Annotated in this window: 19 protein-coding genes; 16 read left to right on the top strand and 3 right to left on the bottom strand. The window is 64.6% G+C overall.

Translation table 11 applies throughout. The annotated features are described in order from the left end of the window. Nucleotides 1–19 precede the first annotated feature (19 nt). From F6X39_RS30330 to F6X39_RS30280, 11 genes are all read left to right on the top strand, one after another. On the top strand, nucleotides 20–634 hold the full coding sequence (locus F6X39_RS30330; RefSeq protein ID WP_187619293.1) for a cupin domain-containing protein: 615 nt from the start codon (nucleotides 20–22) through the stop codon (nucleotides 632–634). Between the two features lie 463 nt (nucleotides 635–1,097). After that, on the top strand, nucleotides 1,098–2,591 hold the full coding sequence (locus tag F6X39_RS30325) for an aldehyde dehydrogenase family protein (protein WP_187619292.1): 1,494 nt from the start codon (nucleotides 1,098–1,100) through the stop codon (nucleotides 2,589–2,591). Nucleotides 2,592–2,697: 106 nt separating this feature from the next. Next, nucleotides 2,698–3,366, top strand: coding sequence for a haloacid dehalogenase type II (locus F6X39_RS30320; protein WP_187619291.1), 669 nt, complete (start codon nucleotides 2,698–2,700; stop codon nucleotides 3,364–3,366). An 81-nt stretch (nucleotides 3,367–3,447) separates the two neighbouring features. After that, complete coding sequence (locus F6X39_RS30315; RefSeq protein ID WP_187619290.1) at nucleotides 3,448–4,725, top strand: NAD(P)/FAD-dependent oxidoreductase; 1,278 nt, start codon at nucleotides 3,448–3,450, stop codon at nucleotides 4,723–4,725. A gap of 77 nt (nucleotides 4,726–4,802) precedes the next feature. Beyond that, entirely contained in the window at nucleotides 4,803–5,606 is an 804-nt protein-coding gene (locus tag F6X39_RS30310) for an ABC transporter substrate-binding protein (protein ID WP_187619289.1), read from the top strand. 114 nt (nucleotides 5,607–5,720) lie between these two features. Continuing rightward, nucleotides 5,721–6,377, top strand: coding sequence for an amino acid ABC transporter permease (locus F6X39_RS30305; protein ID WP_187619288.1), 657 nt, complete (start codon nucleotides 5,721–5,723; stop codon nucleotides 6,375–6,377). Between the two features lie 18 nt (nucleotides 6,378–6,395). Beyond that, nucleotides 6,396–7,172 carry an amino acid ABC transporter ATP-binding protein gene (locus F6X39_RS30300; protein WP_187619287.1) on the top strand — a complete coding sequence of 259 codons (777 nt, stop codon included), beginning with the start codon at nucleotides 6,396–6,398 and terminating at the stop codon, nucleotides 7,170–7,172. After that, a complete protein-coding gene (locus F6X39_RS30295; protein ID WP_187619286.1) occupies nucleotides 7,169–7,480 on the top strand; it encodes a (2Fe-2S)-binding protein in 312 nt (103 codons plus the stop codon). Before F6X39_RS30300 ends, F6X39_RS30295 begins: the two co-directional genes overlap by 4 nt. Further along, the gene (locus tag F6X39_RS30290; RefSeq protein ID WP_187619285.1) at nucleotides 7,459–8,835 is read left to right on the top strand and encodes an NAD(P)/FAD-dependent oxidoreductase; all 1,377 of its coding nucleotides are present in this window, start codon (nucleotides 7,459–7,461) and stop codon (nucleotides 8,833–8,835) included. Before F6X39_RS30295 ends, F6X39_RS30290 begins: the two co-directional genes overlap by 22 nt. Then, entirely contained in the window at nucleotides 8,832–10,004 is a 1,173-nt protein-coding gene (locus tag F6X39_RS30285; protein WP_187619284.1) for an NAD(P)/FAD-dependent oxidoreductase, read from the top strand. Before F6X39_RS30290 ends, F6X39_RS30285 begins: the two co-directional genes overlap by 4 nt. 11 nt (nucleotides 10,005–10,015) lie before the next feature. Beyond that, nucleotides 10,016–10,417, top strand: coding sequence for a helix-turn-helix domain-containing protein (locus tag F6X39_RS30280; RefSeq protein ID WP_090811113.1), 402 nt, complete (start codon nucleotides 10,016–10,018; stop codon nucleotides 10,415–10,417). 92 nt (nucleotides 10,418–10,509) lie between these two features. On the opposite strand, the gene F6X39_RS30275 is transcribed toward F6X39_RS30280, so the two are convergent. The 3 genes from F6X39_RS30275 to F6X39_RS30265 form a co-directional block, all read right to left on the bottom strand. Next, nucleotides 10,510–11,013: an Lrp/AsnC family transcriptional regulator gene (locus F6X39_RS30275; protein ID WP_018422359.1), complete on the bottom strand. Its 504-nt coding sequence runs from the start codon at nucleotides 11,011–11,013 to the stop codon at nucleotides 10,510–10,512. Between the two features lie 88 nt (nucleotides 11,014–11,101). Beyond that, nucleotides 11,102–12,502, bottom strand: a complete 1,401-nt coding sequence (locus F6X39_RS30270; RefSeq protein ID WP_187619283.1) for an aspartate aminotransferase family protein — start codon at nucleotides 12,500–12,502, stop codon at nucleotides 11,102–11,104. A 260-nt stretch (nucleotides 12,503–12,762) separates the two neighbouring features. Then, nucleotides 12,763–13,653, bottom strand: a complete 891-nt coding sequence (locus F6X39_RS30265) for a GNAT family N-acetyltransferase (protein WP_184071912.1) — start codon at nucleotides 13,651–13,653, stop codon at nucleotides 12,763–12,765. Between the two features lie 314 nt (nucleotides 13,654–13,967). Here F6X39_RS30265 and F6X39_RS30260 point away from each other — a divergent pair, with 314 nt between their 5' ends. The 5 genes from F6X39_RS30260 to F6X39_RS30240 all read left to right on the top strand — a co-directional run bounded on the left by F6X39_RS30260 (nucleotide 13,968) and on the right by F6X39_RS30240 (nucleotide 19,994). Continuing rightward, on the top strand, nucleotides 13,968–15,548 hold the full coding sequence (locus F6X39_RS30260; protein WP_187619282.1) for an ABC transporter substrate-binding protein: 1,581 nt from the start codon (nucleotides 13,968–13,970) through the stop codon (nucleotides 15,546–15,548). A gap of 132 nt (nucleotides 15,549–15,680) precedes the next feature. Beyond that, nucleotides 15,681–16,634 carry an ABC transporter permease gene (locus F6X39_RS30255; RefSeq protein ID WP_026226132.1) on the top strand — a complete coding sequence of 318 codons (954 nt, stop codon included), beginning with the start codon at nucleotides 15,681–15,683 and terminating at the stop codon, nucleotides 16,632–16,634. Beyond that, a complete protein-coding gene (locus F6X39_RS30250) occupies nucleotides 16,631–17,623 on the top strand; it encodes an ABC transporter permease (RefSeq protein WP_187619281.1) in 993 nt (330 codons plus the stop codon). Before F6X39_RS30255 ends, F6X39_RS30250 begins: the two co-directional genes overlap by 4 nt. Further along, nucleotides 17,623–19,578, top strand: a complete 1,956-nt coding sequence (locus F6X39_RS30245; protein ID WP_187619280.1) for an ABC transporter ATP-binding protein — start codon at nucleotides 17,623–17,625, stop codon at nucleotides 19,576–19,578. The genes F6X39_RS30250 and F6X39_RS30245 overlap by 1 nt, the downstream gene beginning before the upstream one ends. A gap of 80 nt (nucleotides 19,579–19,658) precedes the next feature. After that, the gene (locus F6X39_RS30240) at nucleotides 19,659–19,994 is read left to right on the top strand and encodes an AraC family transcriptional regulator (protein ID WP_316251738.1); all 336 of its coding nucleotides are present in this window, start codon (nucleotides 19,659–19,661) and stop codon (nucleotides 19,992–19,994) included. Nucleotides 19,995–20,044 lie beyond the last annotated feature (50 nt).

Here is a 20,044-nt window from a genome sequence, read left to right as displayed (position 1 = left end):
CGTCATCAACGGGAAACACATGCAGCGAACAGAGCTCAGCAAGAAGAGCACGGCCGACCCGGGTCACGGCGACGTCGGCGCTCGTCTGCGCGCGCTGCGCGTCGCGCAGGGTCTGTCGATCAACGAACTGGCGATGCGCGCGGGCGTGTCGGTCGGCACCGTCAGTCAGGTCGAGCGCAACAAGGCCAATCCGTCGGTGCGTATTCTCGAGCGCCTGCGCCTGGCGTTGGAGGTTCCGCTGACCGCGCTGCTCGAAGAAGACGACGCGGTCTCGGACCCGATCACCGGCGATTTCGTGCGCAAGGCGGCCGAGCGGCCGCTGTTCGAAGTCGGCAAGAACGGCATGCAGAAAGAATTGCTGTCGCCGCATGGCGATCACGATTTGCAGATGATGATCATCATGCTGCCGGCCGGCTCCGGTTCCGAAGAGGTGCTGGTGGGCATCGGCGAGAAGGCGGGCCTGGTGCTGGAAGGCACGGTCGTGCTGAATGTCGGCGACCGGCGCTCCGAACTGCGCGCGGGAGACAGCTTCCAGTTCAAGAGCACGGTGCCGCATAGCGTGCGTAACGAAAGCAGGAAGACTGCTCGTTTGCTGTGGATCATGAACACGCAGCCGCCCGTCATTCATCTTTGATCTGTTTGTTGTACCGGAGCCGCATGTCGTGTGGCAAGCGGCGCTGTCTTCCCTCTCTTTTCCTCGCTCGCTCTGACGCGTCGCGTCCGGTTCGCACGGACGGCGGCTGACGTCAACGCCTTTCTTTCTCTCATTCACTTTTCGGTTTTGCATTGCACGACGGAACAGGCGTGTCGCGTCGCCTCGCTCGTGCGCGCCCCAGCCGTGTGGGCTTGCGGCCCGTGCCCACCAGTGCGGCGGTGTGCTCTCTGAGGCAGGCAATGTATCGCAGCGCACAACGAACTTTTCACACAGTTTATTTTTGACCACTAGTATTTCATTTGGTGTTCATTAAAATGAACTTCATCCGATGTTCGTTCATTCGGTGGTCGCGATGGCGAACAGCAGTGCCGAGTGGTGCCGCAGTCATCAGTGCGTGAGCGCACGCGGCACCACACACTTGAACCTACTGATCAGGCCGGACATGTCCACTCCGTCACTCGATTTCGATCCTTCAGCCGTGCCGTTGCCGCAGGGGCATTTCATTGGCGGTGCGTACTATTCGGCGGGCGAAGCGCAGATCGCCGTTCACCGGCCGTCGGACGGCGCGCTGCTTGGCCATGTGCCGGACGCGTCGGACGCCACCGTCGATCACGCAGTCAGCAATGCGCTAGCGGCATGGAAGACGAGCGGCTGGGGCACCCGCTCTCCGCGCGAGCGCGCGAAGGTGCTGAGCCGCTGGGCCGATCTGATCGATCGCGATGCGGCGAGTCTCGCCCAACTCGAAACGGTCAGCTCGACGCGTCCGGTGACGGAAAGCTATACATCAGATGTGCCGTTCACCGCGGAGGCGATCCGCTTCTTCGCGGAGCTGGCCGACAAGCTCGGTGGCGATATCGCGGCCACGCGCCGCGACAGTCTCGGTTTTGTTGCATCGGAGCCGTACGGTGTGATCGGTGCGATTACACCGTGGAATTTTCCGCTGTCGATGTGTTCATGGAAGTGCGGTCCGGCGCTCGCGGCGGGCAACGCGGTCGTGATGAAACCGTCGGAAATGACGCCGTTCTCGACGCTGCGTCTCGCGGAACTCGCCATCGAAGCCGGCATTCCTCCGGGCATCTTCAACGTGGTGAATGGCCGTGGAGCGACGGCGGGCGCCGCGCTGACGCGTCACCCAGGCATCTCGAAGATGAGCTTCACCGGTTCGACCCGCACGGGCGCCGCGATCATGAGCGACGCCGCGATGCACGGCACCAAGCCCGTCACGCTGGAACTCGGCGGCAAGAGCCCGCAACTGGTGTTCGAACATGTGCGGGACCTCGAGCATACGGCGCGCTGCGTCGCCCGCGGCTTTACGGCCAACGGCGGCCAGGCCTGCGTGGCCGGCACGCGGCTGATCGTGCACGAGCGCATTGCCGAGCCGCTGATCGCCGCCATTCAACGGCAACTGCAGCCGATCGAGCCCGGCCCGCTGTGGGACAGCCGCACCGCTTATTCGCCGATCATCAATGCCGCCCAGGCGCGACGCATCGAAGCGCTGATCGGGCAGAGCCGCGAGAGCGGCGCGGAAGTGATCTTCGGCGGCGGCTTTTTCGAAGGCACCGACGAAGGCTATTTCCACCGCCCGACGCTGCTCGCCAATGTGACTTCAGAGACGCCCGCCGTGCGCGAGGAACTATTCGGCCCGGTGCTGACGGTACAGACGTTCGCCGACGAGGAAGAGGGCATCGCGCTCGCCGCGCATCCGATCTACGGTCTCGCGGCGGGGGTCCATAGCAGCGACATCGGTCAGGCGCTGCGGGCGATGCGCCGCATCGCCGCGGGCACCATCTGGATCAACCGTTACGGCCGCAGCGGCGACATGATCATTCCGACGGGCGGCTTCGGCCAGTCCGGTATCGGCAAGGATCTCGGCCGCGAAGCGATGGTGGCGAGCATGCGGCACAAGAGTGTGCTGATCGATTTCGAAACGCTGTGAAGCACGGCTTTACACCGGATATACGCAAGCATCAACCGCACCGATTCAACCCGAAACTGAACCCCGAGCCTGCAACCAGGTTCGCCACGACGACAGGATGTTGACCATGATCGATTTCGAGCCGAAGTACATCACTTTCGACTGCTATGGCACGCTGACCAACTTCCAGATGGGCCAGACCGCGCGCGAGCTTTACGGCGACAAGCTGGACAAGGCGAAGATGGATGAGTTTGTCGAGTTCTTCCGTGGCTACCGCCTCGACGAAGTGCTGGGCGCATGGAAGCCCTATCGCGACGTGGTCGTGAACTCGGTGCGCCGCACCTGCGAACGCACCGGCGTGCCGTTCGACGAAGCGACCGCACTGAAGATCTACGAGGCCGTGCCGAGCTGGGGCCCGCACGCGGACGTGCCGGAAGGGCTGTCGCGACTGGCCTCGAAGTACCAGCTCGTGATCCTGTCGAATGCGTCGGACGACCAGATCCACAGCAACGTCGACAAGCTCGGCGCGCCGTTCCACAAGGTCTACACCGCCCAGCAGGCACAGGCGTACAAGCCGCTGCAGAAAGCCTTCGAGTACATGTTCTCGCAACTGGACTGCAATCCGGAAGACGTGCTGCATGTGTCGTCGAGCTTCCGCTATGACCTGATGACCGCGTACGACATGGGCATCAAACACAAGGCGTTCGTCAACCGCAGTCACGAGCCGCTGAACCCGTATTACGGCGTCAACGAAGTGTCGGGCATTCCGCAACTGGCATCGCTGCTCGGCCTCTGATTCGCACGTCCGGCCTTCTCACGACATCGCTTCCCGCGCGCCGCTGAAAGCGGCGCAACCAACCGACAGGAACGCATCACGATGAAGCTCGACTCCTACTGGCTCGACACTGCGCCACGCTTTACCAGCGGCGTCCAGGGTCCGCTACCGCAGCGGGTGGACGTTGCGGTGGTCGGCGGCGGCTTCACCGGGCTGTCGGCTGCGTTGGAGCTGGCCAAACGTGGCATGTCGGTGATCGTGTTCGAGGCGGGCCGGCTCGCGGCGCAGGCATCGGGCCGTAACGGCGGCCATTGCAATACGGGCGTCGCGCAGGACTACGCCGCGTTGTCCGCGCGCATCGGCAGCGAACGCGCGTCCAAGTTCTACCGTGCGTATGCCGGCGCCGTCGAAACGGTGAAAACGATCATCGGAGAGGAGCAGATCGATTGCGATCTGCGCCACTCCGGGAAGATCAAACTCGCCGCGAAACCGCAGCATTTCGCGTCGCTCGCGAAGTCGTACGAGGTGTTGCGGCGCGAAGTCGATTCCGATGTCGAACTCGTGCCGCCCGAGCAGATTCGCAATGAGATCGGGTCGGACAGCTTTTTCGGCGGCCTCGTGCAACGCAACGGCATGCAGATGCACATGGGCAAATTCGGCGTGGGTCTCGGCACGGCAGCGGCACGGCGTGGGGCGCAGATCTACGAGAACACGCCGGTGACGAACCTCAAGCCGCTCGGCGGCAACGCGTTCGACGTGCAGTGTCCGCTCGGGACGGTACGCGCCGAGCGCGTGCTGATTGCAACCGGCGCGTCGCAGGTCGGTCCGCTGCAATGGTTCCGGCGCCGCATCGCCCCCGTCGGCAGCTTCATCGTCGCAACCGAGCCGCTTGGCAAGGCGCGCCTCGATGCGGTGTTGCCGACGCGCCGCTCGTATGTGACGACGCTGAACATCGGCAACTATTTTCGTGCGACGCCGGACGAGCGTCTGCTGTTCGGCGGCCGCGCACGCTTCGCGATGTCGAATCCGCGTTCGGACGAGAAAAGCGGGCGGATTCTGCGTGATGGGCTCGCACGCTATTTCCCGCAACTGGCCGACGTGCGCATCGATTATTGCTGGGGCGGCCTCGTCGACATGACGGCCGACCGGCTGCCGCGCGCAGGCCAGCATGAAGGACTGTTCTATTCAATGGGCTACAGCGGCCACGGTGTGCAGATGTCCGTGCACATGGGCCGTCTGATGGCCGACGTGATGTTCGGCGCCGCCTCGCGCAATCCGTGGCGAACGCTCGAATGGCCCGCGATTCCAGGACATTTTGGACGCGCGTGGTTTCTGCCGCTCGTCGGCGCGTATTACAGGTTGCAGGATGTACTGCATTGAATGGATCGACTGATCGCTACCATTAGATGGTCGGGCAGCGCGTAGATTGAAAATCACTATTCCCAGAGGAAATCCCCATGTTGCGTTTCATGTTCCAGCCTGCAGCCGCCGTCCGCTTCAACACTGTGCAGCGCTTTGCCGCCGGCGCGGGCCTCGCGATGACGATGATGTTCGGCGCCGCCCACGCTGCCGAAACGGCGACGCTCACCGCGGGCTCGCCGCCGTCGAGCGCGCCGACCACGTTCATGAACGTGAAGACGCAGCAGATCGAAGGCATGATGCCGGATGTCGTCAAGGAGATCGGCAAGCGCGAAAACTTTAACGTGTCGTACGACGCGGTGCCGTTCTCGGCGCTGATCCAGTCGGTGGTATCGGGCAAGATCGACATCATCGTTGCCGGCATGACGCCGACGCCGAAGCGCGCCGAAGTGGTCGATTTCTCGCAGCCGGTGACGGCGTTTGGCGAAGGCATCATCGTGAAGGACACGAACAAGGCGGTCTATCACTCGGTGCAGGACCTGAAGGGCATGACGATCGGGGCGCCGACCGGTACCGACTACGGCGATCAGTTGAAGAAACTCGGCATCTTCACCGAAGTGAAGATGTACGACAGCCCCGCCGACATGACGCGCGATGTCGCGCTTGGCCGCATCGTCGCGGGCTTCAACGACTATCCGATCCTGAAGGCCCAGGAAGCCGCGGGCGCGATGGCGGGGACGCGGGTCGACGACGCGTATGTGCCGATGGAAAAGTTCGACATCGCGATCGCGGTGAAGAAGGGCAATAGCGCGCTGATGGCGAAGATCAACGACGCGCTGACGAAGATGAAGGCCGACGGCACGCTCGACGCGATCCTCAAAAAGTGGCACCTCGTGAGCTGATTGGCTTCGCGTGAAAAGAGCCGTGCCCGCGGCGACGCGGGACTCGTCCTGCCAGGTCCGTCGCGCAGCGGCGCGGCGGACTGAACGAATACGAAGAGCAACGGAAGGCACGACATGCACTGGCAAGATATAGCCGACTTTGTACCGATTTTGCTGCAAGGCGCGGTGATGAGCATCGTCATCACGCTGGGGTGTCTGGTGTTGAGCACCGTGCTCGGCCTGACCTGGGCATTGTTGAAGATGTCGCGCTATCCCCTCGTCGTACGCAGTGTGAGCACGATGATCAACGTCGTGCGCGGCCTGCCGATGATCGTGCTGCTGTTCTACATCTACTTCGTGCTGCCGGAAATCCACATCCAGGTGTCGGCGCTGCAGGCCAGCATCATTGGGCTTGGTTTCGGTTACTCGACTTACGTCGCGGAAATTTTCCGGGCCGGTATCGAGGCAGTCGATCCGGGCCAGTACGAAGCCGCGCAGTCGATCGGCATGGGCCGCGTGAAGACGATGATACGGGTGATCCTGCCGCAGGCGATCAAGGTCGCGCTGCCGCCGTACAGCAACACGCTCGTGATGATGCTGAAGGATTCATCGCTCGCGTCGACCATCACGGTCGCCGAAATGACGCGCGAAGGCCAACTGATCGCGTCGTCGACGTTTCAGAATCTGACGGTATATACGCTCGTCGCGCTCGGCTATCTCGCGATGAGCTTGCCGCTGATGAGCATGACCCGCACGCTTGAACGACGTTTCGGTCGGCACAGGGCGAGATAAGTGCGAAGTGAGGATGCGATGATCGAAATCACGAATGTGCACAAGAGTTTTGGCACCGTACCCGTTCTCAAGGGCATTTCGCTCAATGTCCGCCAGGGCGAAGTGGTCTGCCTGATCGGTGCGTCGGGCTCGGGAAAGTCAACCCTGCTGCGCTGCATTAACGCGCTGGAGTCATACGACGAAGGCGAAATTCGTCTGCTCGGCGAGCGCGTCGAACAGCGCGCGCGTAACATCAACCAGTTGCGCACCCAGGTCGGCATGGTGTTTCAGCGCTTCAATCTGTTCCCGCACCGTACGGCGCTCGAGAACGTGATGGAAGGGCCGGTGCATGTCAAGCGCCTCGCGCGCGCGGACGCGCAACGCGAAGCGTCTGAACTGCTCGACAAGGTGGGGCTCGGCCACAAGCTGCACGCCTATCCTCATCAGCTTTCGGGCGGGCAGCAGCAACGGGTGGCGATTGCGCGCTCGCTCGCGATGAAGCCGAAGGCGATCCTGTTCGACGAGCCGACCTCGGCGCTCGATCCAGAACTGGTCGGCGAAGTGCTCGGCGTGATGCGCACCCTTGCACGGGAAGGCATGACGATGCTGGTGGTCACCCACGAAATGGGCTTTGCGCGTGAGGTGGCAGACCGGGTGTGTTTTCTGCACGCGGGACTCATCATCGAGGAGGGCACGGCGCATCAGGTGCTGGGCTCGCCGCGCGAGGCGCGCACCCGCGAGTTCCTGCGCCACGTGCTGACCAATCGCGGCGACGCTCATGTCGCGCCCGACGGTATGGCAGGAGCCGCGGCATGAACGGCAGATTCGTACGCGTAGGCGAGACGGTTCGCGCCAAAGTCCAACTGACGATCAACGGCGCGCCGGTCGAAGCGCTGGCCGGCGACACGCTGCTCACTGCGATGCTGTGCTCGGTGCGGCATGTGCGGCAGTCCGAGTTCGGCGCGGAACAACGCGCGGGCTTTTGCCTGATGGGCGCGTGTCAGGACTGCTGGGTATGGACCGCGGACGGCGAGCGGTTGCGCGCCTGCACCACGGTGGTCGAAGCAGGCATGCGCGTCGTCACGACGCAACCGGAGGCGCAATGGCCGAACCTCGCATCGTAATCGTCGGCGCCGGGCCTGCAGGGGTGCGCTGCGCGGAAGCGCTGCTGGCGGCCGGCATTCGCCCGATCGTCGTCGACGAAGGCAGGCGCGATGGCGGCCAGATCTACCGGCGTCAGCCCGATGGCTTCACGCGGCCGTATTCGAAGCTGTACGGCACGGAAGCCGCGCGCGCGGAGAACCTCCATCAAACTTTCGAGCGACTGCGCCCGCAGATCGATTACCGTCCGCAGACGCTGGCGTGGAACGTCGCGCAAGGCAAGCTGCATATCGTGCATGAAGGACACGCGAGCGTGTTGCGCTACGACGCGCTGATCCTGTGCCCCGGCGCGACCGACCGGTTGATGCCGGTCAAAGGCTGGCAGTTCGCCGGTACCTACAGCCTCGGTGCTGCGCAGATCGCGCTGAAGTCGCAGGCCTGCGCGATTGGCCGTCAGGTCGTTTTCATGGGTACCGGCCCATTGCTGTATCTGGTCGCGAACCAGTATGTGCAGGCGGGCGCCAGGGTAGCGGCGGTACTCGACACGTCGAAGACCGGTGCGCGCTTGCGCGCGCTGCCCAAATTGCTGGCGCGCGTCGACGTATTGCGCAAGGGCCGCGCGCTTGTGAGCGCGTTGAAGCGCTCAGGCGTGCGGGTGGAAAACGGCATCGAGCCGCTCGAAATTCTCGGCACTCCGGACGACGGCGTGCTTGGCGTACGCTTTCGCGATGCGCGCGGCAACGTCGCGCAGGTCGAATGCGACGCGGTCGGTCTCGGCTATCACCTGCGGCCGGAAACCCAGCTTGCCGATCTCGCGCGCTGTGCGTTCCGTTTCGACGCGATCACGCGGCAATGGGTGCCGCAAATCGACGAACTCGGTCGCAGTAGCGAAAAGGGCGTCTATATCGCGGGCGATGGCGCGCGCGTGCTCGGCGCCGACGGCGCCGAGGTCGCCGGACGGCTCGCGGCCCACGCTGCGCTGAGCGATCTCGGGCGGCCCGTTGCGGCGACCACGCTCGACGCGTTGACGCGCGAACAGCGCAAAATGGATCGCTTCCGGCTGGGTCTGGCAGAGGCGTTTGCGTGGCCTGCCGCGCAGGCGGCGCGTCTGTCCGACGATACGATCGTTTGCCGGTGCGAAGGCATCACCGCGGGCGAACTGCGCCGCGTGGTGCGCGATGAAGGCGCGCAGGAAGCGAACCGTGCCAAGGCCTTTAGCCGTGTCGGTATGGGGCGCTGTCAGGGACGTTACTGCGGCCATGCGGGCGCGGAGGTGATCGCGGCGGCGGCGAACGTGCCGCTCGAGCAGGTTGGCAGACTTCGTGGACAGGCGCCGGTCAAGCCGCTGGCCATCGCAACCGTGGAGGATACCGAGTGAACCGTGCACAAGCCGATGTTCTGATCGTGGGCGGCGGGTTCATGGGTGCGTCCGCCGCATTTTTTCTGAGGCAGCGGGGCCGCTCGGTGATCCTGCTCGAGCGCCAGCTCGTCGGGCAGCAGGCGAGCGGCACCAACTTCGGTAACGTGCGCCGTCAAGGGCGCTTTCTGCCGCAGTTGCCGCTGGCGAACCGTTCGCGCGAAATCTGGGGGCGTCTGCCGGAATTGATCCAGCACGACGCCGAGTTTCTGATGTCGGGCCATGTCCGCGTCTGTTATCGCGAAGAGCAGGCCGACCAGTTCGAAACCTATGCGAAGGAGGCCGCGCACTACGGTCTCAAGCTCGACCTGTTGCGCGGCGACGCGCTGCGCGCGCGGTTTCCGTTTCTCGGTGCGGAGGTGCTGGCGGGCTCCTATTCGCAGATGGACGGGCACGCGAATCCGCGCCTCGCGGCGCCCGCGTTCGCGCGCGCCGCGGCTCGGCTCGGTGCGCAGATCGTCGAAAACTGCGATGTCGTGACGGTGGAAAAAGAGGGCGCCGAGTTTCGTGCCACGAGCGCCGACGGCCGCACGTTTCATGCGCCCGTGCTGCTGATCACGGCGGGTGCGTGGGGCAACCTGCTGTCGGAGCAATTTGGCGAAGCGGTGCCGATCGCCGTCAATGGTCCTCAGATGGCCGTTACCGAACCCGTGCCGTATGCAATCCAGCCCGTGGTCGGCGTGTCGTCGCCGCAGATCGAAGAGGTGGTGTATTTCCGCCAGGTCGCGCGCGGCAATATCGTGATCGGCGGCTGCGCGCGTGCGCCTGCGTATCTCGACGAGCGTCGCGCGAAGGTTCTCCCGTCAAGTACGTTGCTGCAGTTCAGACAGCTGCAGCGGGTCGCGCCGATGCTGCGCAAGCTGAGCATCATCCGGGTGTGGAGCGGCGTGGAGGGCTATATGCCCGATGACAAACCGATCATGGGTGCAAGCGGGACGACCAGCGGACTGTTCTATGCGTTCGGTTTTTGCGGCCACGGTTTTCAGCTTGGTCCGGGCGTAGGCGACACGATGGCCGAACTGATCGACACCGGCGCCACCAGCACGCCGCTCGAGCCGTTCGACATCCGCCGCTTCGCGGCCAGTCGGGAGACGGCACCGACAGTGCCGCCCACCTCGCGCGTTGCGTGAGCGGAGCGTCGATGCTGAGCCTGAGCCCAACCTCATCATCATCCGCGCCTGAGCTTGCGGGCGCGAGCCGTCATCCGACGCGCGCGCCGAATCGCGTGAGCCGCGCCGTGCAGCGTGCGCTCGACTTCATCGATGCCTGTTTCGCCGAGCCAATCAGCCTGTCCGAACTGGCGGCCGTCGCGCAGTTGAGTATTTCGAGGTTTGCGGTGCGCTTCAGCGCGGAGATTGGCGTGTCGCCGCAGCAATATGTGCGGCTGGTGCGCGTACGGCATGCGCAGTGCCTGTTGCGACGAGGCTTGCCGCCGTCGATCGTCGCGACCGAGGTGGGCTTCTTCGATCAAAGCCATCTATGCCGGCACTTCAAACGTGTGCTTGGCAGAACGCCGGGGGAATGGCTGAGCGCGAATGGTTGACTGCAAGTCGACAGGCCACCGGCGTCGCGCCGGTGGCCTCGAACGCATTCGACCCGAGCGGGCCGGCGCGCGCAGCCGAAACCATCACCGCTTCATTGATGCTGCTGCGAGAAGAGCGTTTCCAGCGGGAATTCGGATTTCACGAATGGCGTCTTGATGATGACGTAGCTGAAATACTTCTCGATGCCGATGTCGCGCTCCAGCAGCCCTTCGATCACGCTCTGATAATGATTGACGCTGCGCGTGACGAACTTCAGCAGGTAATCGTAGCCGCCGCTCGCCAGATGGCATTCAATGATCTCGTCCACAGGACGGATCGCCGCCTCGAACTTGGCGAAGTCTTCGCGACGATGGTCGGCGAGCGTGACCTCGGTGAACACGATCTGCACGTCACCGAGTTTCTGCAGTTGGATATGTGCGCCGTAGCCGACGATATAGCCGGCTTTTTCAAGCCTTTTCACGCGAATCAGACAGGGGCTCGGCGAGAGCCCCACGGCGTCCGCAAGCTCGACGTTCGTGATACGGCCTTTCTTCTGGAGTTGCGAAAGAATACGCAGGTCGATCCGGTCCAGCTTCGTGTCGCCGCTTGTCGTCATGTATCGGTCTGCCCGTCGAAGGTTCTGCTTTTCGCTTCGTTGCGCTTCGCCTTGGTCAAGCAACGCGCAGGCCGATGTTATCACGCGCTCAGGCGGCCGCGCGGCTCGCGCCGCGCAATGCGGCACGCACCTCCGCCTGCTCGAGCACCTCGTCGAGCGTGCGCCGCAGACGGCCGAACAGTTGTTCGAACTCGGCCTCGCCGAAGCACAGCGCGGGCGCGAAACCGAGAATGCTGTCGCCGAATGCGCGGAACACCAGGCGGTTGCGGTAGGCTGCGGCCGTGATCCGGTCCGGCAGCTTCAGCGACGGATCGAAGCGTGCCCGCGAGTTCTTGTCCGCGACCAGTTCCAGCGCGCCGAGCAGCCCGCGATGACGCGAGTCGCCCACCAGCGGATGATCGAGCAGCGCGTCGAGCCCGGCGGCAAAGCGCGGTGCCTGCGCGATGCCGTTCGCGAGCAGACCGCCCTCCTGATAGAGCCGCAGTACTTCGAGCCCGATGGCAGCGCTCACCGGATGCGCGGAGTAGGTCTGACCGTGACCGACGACCGCGGTATCGCGCGCATCGCCTGCAATGCCCTGGTAGATTTCGTCGGACATCAGCACCGCGCCCATCGGCGCATAACCGGAGGTCAGCCCCTTCGCCACCGTCATCAGATCCGGCTCGACCTGTTCGGCCTCGCACGCGAAGAGCGGGCCGGTACGACCGAAGCCCGTGATGACCTCGTCGGCGACGAACAGGATGTCGAGGCGGCGGCACGCGTCGCGCATCGCCTTTAACCAGCCGACCGGCGGCACGATCACGCCGCCCGAACCCTGGATCGGCTCGCAGAAGAACGCGGCGACGTTCTCCGCCCCGAGTGACGCGACTTTCGCTTCGAGCGCGGCGACGGATGCGGCGATCAGCGCTTGCGCGTCACTGCCTTGCGGCTGACGGTACGCATACGGCGACGGCAGATGGTGCTGGTGCGGCAGCGGCAGGTCGAAGTTGCGGTGGAACGCGGGCAGCGCAGTGAGCCCCGCGCCGACCGACGACGATCCGTGATAGCCACGTTCGAGCGCGATCATCTGCTTTTTCGCCGGGCGCCCCGTTGCATTGAAGTAATGCGTGATGAAGCGTATCGCGGAGTCGATCGCATCGGAGCCGCCGAGCGTGAAATAGACGTGCTGCAGCGAAGCGGGCGCAAGCGACACCAGTTTTTCGGCCAGTTCGATCGCGGGTTCCGACGAGAAGTGGAAGTAGGTGGTCGCGTAGGGCAGCTTCGTCATCTGACGCGTCGCCGCTTCGACGATGCTCTGCTGGCCGTAACCCACGTTGACGCACCACAGGCCCGCAAATGCGTCGAGCAGCTCGTTGCCGTCGATATCGCGCAGATACGCGCCCTGGCCGGATTCGAGTACGGTGGCGCCGCGCGCTTCGTGCGCGCGATAGTTGATGACCGGGTGAATCAGATGCTTGCGGTCGGCGTCGATCAGCGATGAGTTTGACATGATGGTGGTTCCCCGCACGTGGCGATCAGGTAAGAGTCACCCCTCGATAGTAGCGACAGCCGTATGCATGCCGTTCAGCCAAAAAAAAGCCTAAAGAGTGTCGACGCAGCGTTTTTCACCCCGCAGACAGCATTTTCTGCTGGGCGTGCTTAATAGCAGGGCGAACCCCAACGCTGCCGTGCATGAGCGGCCGTGTTTGCGTGTGGAAGAGAGATGCGCCGCGGTGCAGCGGGTTCAGGTTCAGCGTGGCTTCACCTGGCTCAGGTGAGCGACTGCGCGATCACCGCATACTGATGCAGCCCCGGGTCGGCGCGGCTCGACTCGCCATCGGCTGGCGCGGATGCAAGCCGGCGCATCTTCACGACCGTCTCCGAGCGTGCGAGACCGAGGCCGGTTAGCCACTCGCGCAGGCCGTGTCCGTGCGGCACGTCGATGCGCACCAGCGCGCCTTCGTTCAGCGCGAGCCAATGGCTGATCAGCGCCTTGGCCCGCACGGCGTCGGGAAACGCGCTGGCGACGACGGGGCCGATCACGAAGCCGCGCCCGAAGCGGCGGAACAGCGAGAAGCCGAGTAGTTCGCCGTCGCGATCGAGCGCGATACCGTCGGCCAGATCGAGCAGCGGCGGCAGTACGTGGCTGCGATCGAGGCCGCTAGCGCGTGATTCGAGCGCGACGAGTTGCTGCGCGTCGCTCGCCCCGAGCGGGCGCAGCCGCTCGTTGGCGGGCAGTGCAACGAGCGGCGGCCGGAACGCCGCACCCTGCATCTGGTCGAGCGCGCCGCAGCGCTCGAAGCCGAGCGCGTCGCACAACGGCTGGCCTGCCTCGGTCGCATAGAGCGTGATGTCACGCTTGCCAAGCTCGTCGAGCGCGTGCGCGAGCAACGTGCGGCCGATACCCACGCCGCGATGCTCCGGCGCGACGATCAGCATGCCCAGCGTCGCCTGATCCGCGCCGAACTTCCAGCAGACCACGGTGCCGACCAGCGCGCCCGCCGTCTCGGCGACGAAGCCGATCCCGGTGCGCGCCGAGAACCGCCAATCTTCACGGCGATGCGGCCAGCCGATCGCGGCGGACAGGCGTTGAGCGGCAGGAATGTCGTCGGCTGTCAGGCGTCTGTAGGTGAAACGTGCGTGAGGCGTTGGATCGGACACGGGGCGCTCCGTGAATAGTCGGCCGTGCCGCGACTGTTGCACGTTGCCCGCTGATTGACTAGTACGAACTTCTCATCGTGGGGGGCGTCCTGTCCAGAACATCAGGGTCAACGCCAGGAGCGGCAAATCATGCTGTTTTGACCACTCAAAACCATGTTTTCGAATGGTCGAATCCACCGATACGCGATCAACGCCATTTTTTGCAGTGCTTAAATCGATTCATGCAATGCCACCGCGCCGCGACCAGCACGCGGAGCGCCGTCGAACACCAATGCTGGATACCCCGCGTTCAATCTCGAGTGAGGAGCAGTTGCATGTACGACGACCCAATCAAAACGGGCGGCTTCAGCCGCCGTGACATGATGCGTTTGCTGGCCGCCGGCGGCATCCTTGCCACCGGCGCGGGAGGTCTGCTGGCGGGGGCTCGCCCGGCATTCGCGGCACCCACGCCGAAGAAAGGCGGCAAGATCCGGGTGGCCTACGACGCATCCTCGACCGCGGATACGCTCGACCCGGCCAAGGGTTCGGCAGGCTCCGATTACATCCGCTTCTTCATGTTCTATAGCAGCCTGACGCAGCTCGATTCGTCGCTGACGCCGAGGATGAATCTCGCCGAATCGATCGACACCAGCGACGCGAAAGTGTGGGTGATCAAACTGCGCAAAGGCGTCACGTTCCACGACGGCAAGCCACTCGCGCCCGCCGATGTCGTCTACTCGCTGATGCGTCACAAGAATCCGGCAACGGCGTCGAAGGTGAAGACGCTGGCCGATCAGTTCGTGGAGGCGAAGCAGACCGGTCCCAACGAAGTCACGCTGACGCTCGCGTCCGCCAACGCGGACCTGCCCGTGATTCTTGCCACGCCGCAATTCGTGATCATCAAGGACGGCACGACGGACTTCACGACCGCCGTCGGCACCGGCCCGTACAAGCTGAAGACGTTCAAGCCCGGCGTTTCGACCGTCGGCATCCGTAACGACAGTTTCTGGAAGACCGGCGGCGGCCCTTACCTCGACCAGATCGAGCTGATCGGTATCGGCGATAACGCGGCACGGGTGAATGCGCTGCTGTCCGGCGATGTTCACCTGATCAATTCCGTCGATCCGCGCGCGACGCAGCGCATTGCCGCGACGCCGGGCTATGAGGTGCGCGAGACCAAGTCGGGCCTCTATACCGATCTGATCATGCGCCGCGACAACCCGCTGACGGGCAACCCCGATTTCGTGCAGGGCATGAAGTATCTGTTCGACCGTGACCAGATCCGCTCGGCGGTGTTTCGCGGTTATGCGGTGATCGGCAACGATCAGCCGATTCCGCCCGGACACCGCTACTTCGATGCGTCGCTGCCGCAGCGTCCCCACGATCCGGACAAGGCGAAGTTCCACTTCCAGAAAGCCGGAGCAATCGGTACGACGCTGCCGCCGATCTATGCGACCACCGATGCGAACGGCTCGATCGAGATGGGTGTGCTGCTGCAGCAGTCCGCCGCGAAGATCGGCGTGAACCTGGACATCAACCGCGTGCCGGCGGATGGTTACTGGTCGACGCACTGGATGAAGCATCCGCTCGGGTTCGGCAACGTCAATCCGCGCTCGAGCGCCGATGTGCTGTTCACGCAGTTCTTCAAGTCGGACGCCCCGTGGAACGAGTCGGGCTGGAACAACCCGAAGTTCGACCAGTTGCTGGCCGTGGCCCGCTCGGAAACCGACGATGCGAAACGCAAGCAGATGTACGGCGACATGCAGGTGCTGGTATCGGAGCAGGGCGGCATTGGCATCCCGACCTTCCTGAGCCTGCTCGATGCGAACGACAAGCACTTGCAAGGGCTCCAGCCCGTGCCTACCGGCGCGATGATGGGCTTCAACTTCGCCGAGTACGTGTGGTGGAACGCGTGACCCGCTGAAGCGCCCGGACGCGGCGGGTGGCCCCCGCCGCGCCGCTCGCGGCAGGTAGCCGCAGCGCACCCGAGCGGCACGGCTCATGTGTGACTCGCCGTGTCGCGCAGCCTAACCGAGGAGCTCATGCCCATGAACGGGAATATCGCCCAGTTGATCGGCCGGCGCGTCGCCGTCACTGCGCTGACGCTGCTGATTGTCTCGATCATCATCTTCGTGATCACCAACCTGTTGCCGGGCGATGCCGCGCAGGCCGCACTCGGCCAGTCGGCAACGGCGGATACGGTCGCGGCGCTGCGGCTGCAGTTCGGCCTCGACCAGCCGGCATACCTGCGGTACTTCCATTGGCTCGTCGGTCTGCTGCACGCGAACTTTGGCGTGTCGCTGTCGAGCAATCTGCCGGTGTCCGAGATGATCGAAGGGCGCCTGCCGAAGTCGCTGACCCTCGCGGCGATCACCACCGGGGTGTCGGTGCCGATCGCGGTGTCGGCGGGCATTCTCGCGGCAGTCAAGCGCGACTCGCTGATCGATCGGATCGTGAGCCTCGGTACGCTGTCGCTGGTCGCCACGCCCGAGTTCCTGATCGCGACGCTGGCGGTGCTGGTGCTGGCCGTCAAGCTGCACTGGCTGTCAGCGCTGTCGTACAGCGGTGAGATCGAGAGCCTGCACGACTTTCTGCGCGCGTATGCAATGCCGGTCGTCACGCTGTGCGCGGTCGTGATCGCGCAGATGGCCCGCATGACACGCGCCGCCGTGATCGAGCAACTCAGTTCTTCGTATGTGGAAATGGCGATGCTCAAGGGCGCGAGCCCCGCCCGCGTGGTACTGCGCCACGCACTGCCGAATGCGATCGGCCCGATCGCCAATGCAATCGCGCTGAGCCTGTCTTATCTGCTTGGCGGCGTGATCGTCGTCGAGACCATCTTCAACTACCCGGGCCTCGCCAGCCTGATGGTCGACGCGGTGAGCAACCGCGACTTCCCGCTCGTACAGGCCTGCACGCTGCTGTTCTGCCTCGGCTATCTGCTGCTCGTGCTGCTAGCCGACCTGTGCGCCATCATCTCGAACCCGAGGCTGCGGACATGACGATTCTTCGACCTTCTTCCGATGCGCCTCACCGGCTCGGTGCGCTCGAACCGGTGCAACGCAGCAGCATGATGCCGCAGGGCGCCGATCCCGCGCGGTCCTGGGGCGGCGGCGGAGGCCCGGCGCCTCGACCGGTGCGCCGTCGCAGCCTCGCGCAACGCATGAACCTGTCGACCGGCGGCTGGATCGGCCTGGCGATGGTCGGTTGCGCGTTGTTCGTCGCGGCGTTCGCACCGTGGCTCGCGCCGCATTCGATCGGCGCGATCCTCACGCCTGACGTATTCGCGGGCTTCAGCGCGAAGCTGCCGTTCGGCTCCGACTACCTGGGTCGCGACATGTTGACCCGCATCATCTACGGGATGCGCCTGACGGTCGTGCTCGCGCTGGCGGCGGCGCTGCTCGCGGCGCTCACGGGGACCATGCTGGGACTGCTGGCGGCCGTGGCCGGCCGCCGGATCGACGAAACCATGAGCCGGCTGCTCGATGCGGTGACGTCGATTCCGTCGAAGATGTTCGCGCTGATGATCGTCGCCGCGTTCGGCTCGTCACTGCCGTTGCTGATCGTGACCGCGGCGATCAGCTACATGCCGGGCTCGTACCGGATCGCCCGCTCGCTGGCGGTCAATATCGGCACGCTCGAATACGTGCAGGTCGCGCGGGCGCGCGGCGAAAGCGCGCTCTACATCGCGTGCTTCGAGATGCTGCCGAACATGATTCATCCGATACTCGCCGACACCGGACTGCGCTTCACTTTCGTCGTGCTGCTATTGAGCAGCCTGAGCTTTCTCGGTCTCGGCGTGCAGCCGCCGTATGCCGATCTCGGTTCGCTGGTACGCGAGAACATCGCCGGCCTCGGTGAAGGCGTGCCGGTCGTGATCCTGCCCGCGATCGCAATCGCGATCCTCACGGTCGGCGTGAACCTGCTGATCGACGGACTGCCGCATCATGGCCGCCGCAAGGGCATGCCTGATGCCGATGGAGGCCACTGATGAAGGCACCCTTTTTCAGACGTGCTCACGCGGCCTTTGAGGCCATCTCGAGGACCGCGCCGCTACCCCCGTCGAATCTGGTCGAGGTACGGGGCCTGCGGGTGGTGGGAAGCCGGCCCGGCGAGCCGGATACGACGATCGTGCATGACATCGACTTCGAGATTGCGCGCGGCGAGGTGCTCGCATTGATCGGCGAGTCGGGCTCGGGCAAAACCACGATCGCACTGTCGCTGATGGGCCATGCACGCAGCGGCTGCCGCATCGCGGGCGGCGCGATCCGGGTGGGCGACACCGACGTGCTCGGGCTCTCGCCGAAAGCGCTCGCGGGATTGCGTGGCCGCAAGGTTGCCTACATCGCGCAAAGCGCGGCCGCTGCGTTCAACCCGGCGCGTCCGCTCATGGACCAGGTGATCGAAAGCGCGCTGATTCACGGCACGCTCAGCAAGCGCGCCGCGCGGGCCAAAGCGGTCGAACTGTTTCGCGCGCTCGCGCTGCCGGAGCCGGAGACGATCGGCCGGCGCTACCCGCACCAGGTGTCGGGCGGCCAGTTGCAGCGGCTGATGGCGGCGATGGCGCTGATCACCGACCCCGAACTCGTGATCCTCGATGAACCGACCACGGCGCTCGACGTCACCACGCAGATCGACGTGCTGCAAGCGTTTCGCAGCGTGATCCGCCAATGCGGAATGACGGCTGTCTACGTATCGCACGATCTGGCGGTGGTCGCGCAGATGGCGGATCGCATCGTCGTGCTAAGCAACGGTGAAATCCGCGAAACGGGCCGCACTGAACAGATTCTGCATGCGCCGGCGCACCCGTATACGCAAAGCCTGATTGCTGCCGTGACGCCCGTCGCCCCGGCTGCCTCCACCTCGGCGGCTCCCGACGCAGCCCGGCCGAACACGCCGCTGCTCGAACTGCGCGGTCTGACGGCCGGCTACGGCCGCACGGACGCGAAGGGCTGGCCGCACAAGGTCATTCTGCGCGACGTGGACCTCGTGATCGATCGTGGTCAGACGGTAGGCGTGATCGGCGAATCCGGTTCGGGCAAGACGACGCTCGCGAAGGTGATCGCCGGGCTCGTGCCGATGGCGCGCGGCAATCTGCTGCTCGACGGTGAGCCGCTCGCCGCCAACCTCAGCCGCCGCAGCCGCGAACAGTTTCGCTGTATCCAGATCGTGTTCCAGAACGCCGACACCGCGCTGAATCCGACGCACACCGTCGAGCGCACGCTGGCGCGTCCGCTGAAGTTCTATCACGGCATGAAGGGCGAGGCCGCGCGGCGCCGCGTCGCCGAACTGCTCGGCCTGGTGCGCCTGCCTGCCGAGCTGGCGCAGCGGCGCACCGGAGAGCTGTCGGGCGGGCAGAAACAGCGCGTGAATCTCGCGCGGGCGCTGGCCGCCGAACCCAAGTTGATCCTGTGCGACGAAGTCACGTCCGCGCTCGATACGGTGGTCGGCGCTGCCATTCTCGAGCTGCTGCGCGATCTGCAAAAGAAGCTCGGCGTGTCATATCTGTTCATCACGCACGACATCGCCAAGGTGCGTGCGATCAGCGACGACATCGTCGTGCTGTACGCGGGGCACCGCGTCGAGACGGGCAACCGCGACGCGTTGTCGGCGCCGCCGTATCACCCGTATTCGCATCTGCTCGTGTCGTCGGCGCCGGAGCTTCGCGCCGGCTGGCTCGAAGAAGCGGGCGAGCGTTGTCATCAGACGTTGCCGCCGATCGGTGAGTCGACTCATGAGCCGGAGCTTTGCACATTTCTCGCGCGATGCCCGATGCGCATCGACGGTGTCTGCAATCGCACGTCGCCGAGCGTGCGCACGCTCGCGAGCGGCGCGCAGGTGCTGTGCCATCGCAGCGAAGCGGAACTGGAGCGATACCAGAGCGGGCCGCCCGACGCTGTTGCTGCGGCGAGCGTGCTCGCGCAGTCTGGCACGGTGCGGGTCTGATGCCGCTACGAAAACGTAGCGCGAGGGGATAGAACATGACCGGAGTCTTCTACGACTGCGCAGGCGATAGGACCGTGGCGATGTCGCGCGCGATCAGGCGGGCCGTGGCCTTTATCGAGAGTTCGTTCGCGCAGCCCGTCAGCCTCGCGACGCTCGCCGGCACCGCCGGGTTGAGTGTTTCGCGCTTCGCCACCCTGTTTCGCAAAGAGGTGGGTATTTCGCCTCATCGCTATGTGTGTCTGGTGCGAATTCAGCACGCTAAACGGCTATTGCGTGACGGCGTCCCGCCCTGTGAGGTCGCTGCCGAAGTCGGATTTTTCGATCAAAGTCACCTTGGCCGACACTTTCGGCGCGCGGTCGGCGTGACGCCGGGGCATTTCGTTGCTTCGCCAGAAGCGGGCAGCGCATTCAGATAGAGCCGCAGGCTATCAGAGCAAAGGGACGCGACTATTGTCGATTTGTTGAC

The organism is Paraburkholderia sp. UCT2 (assembly GCF_014397665.1).
Lineage (GTDB): Bacteria > Pseudomonadota > Gammaproteobacteria > Burkholderiales > Burkholderiaceae > Paraburkholderia > Paraburkholderia tuberum.
The sequence above is the reverse complement of the archived record's forward strand: the minus strand, read 5'-3'. Positions and strand labels throughout refer to the sequence as shown.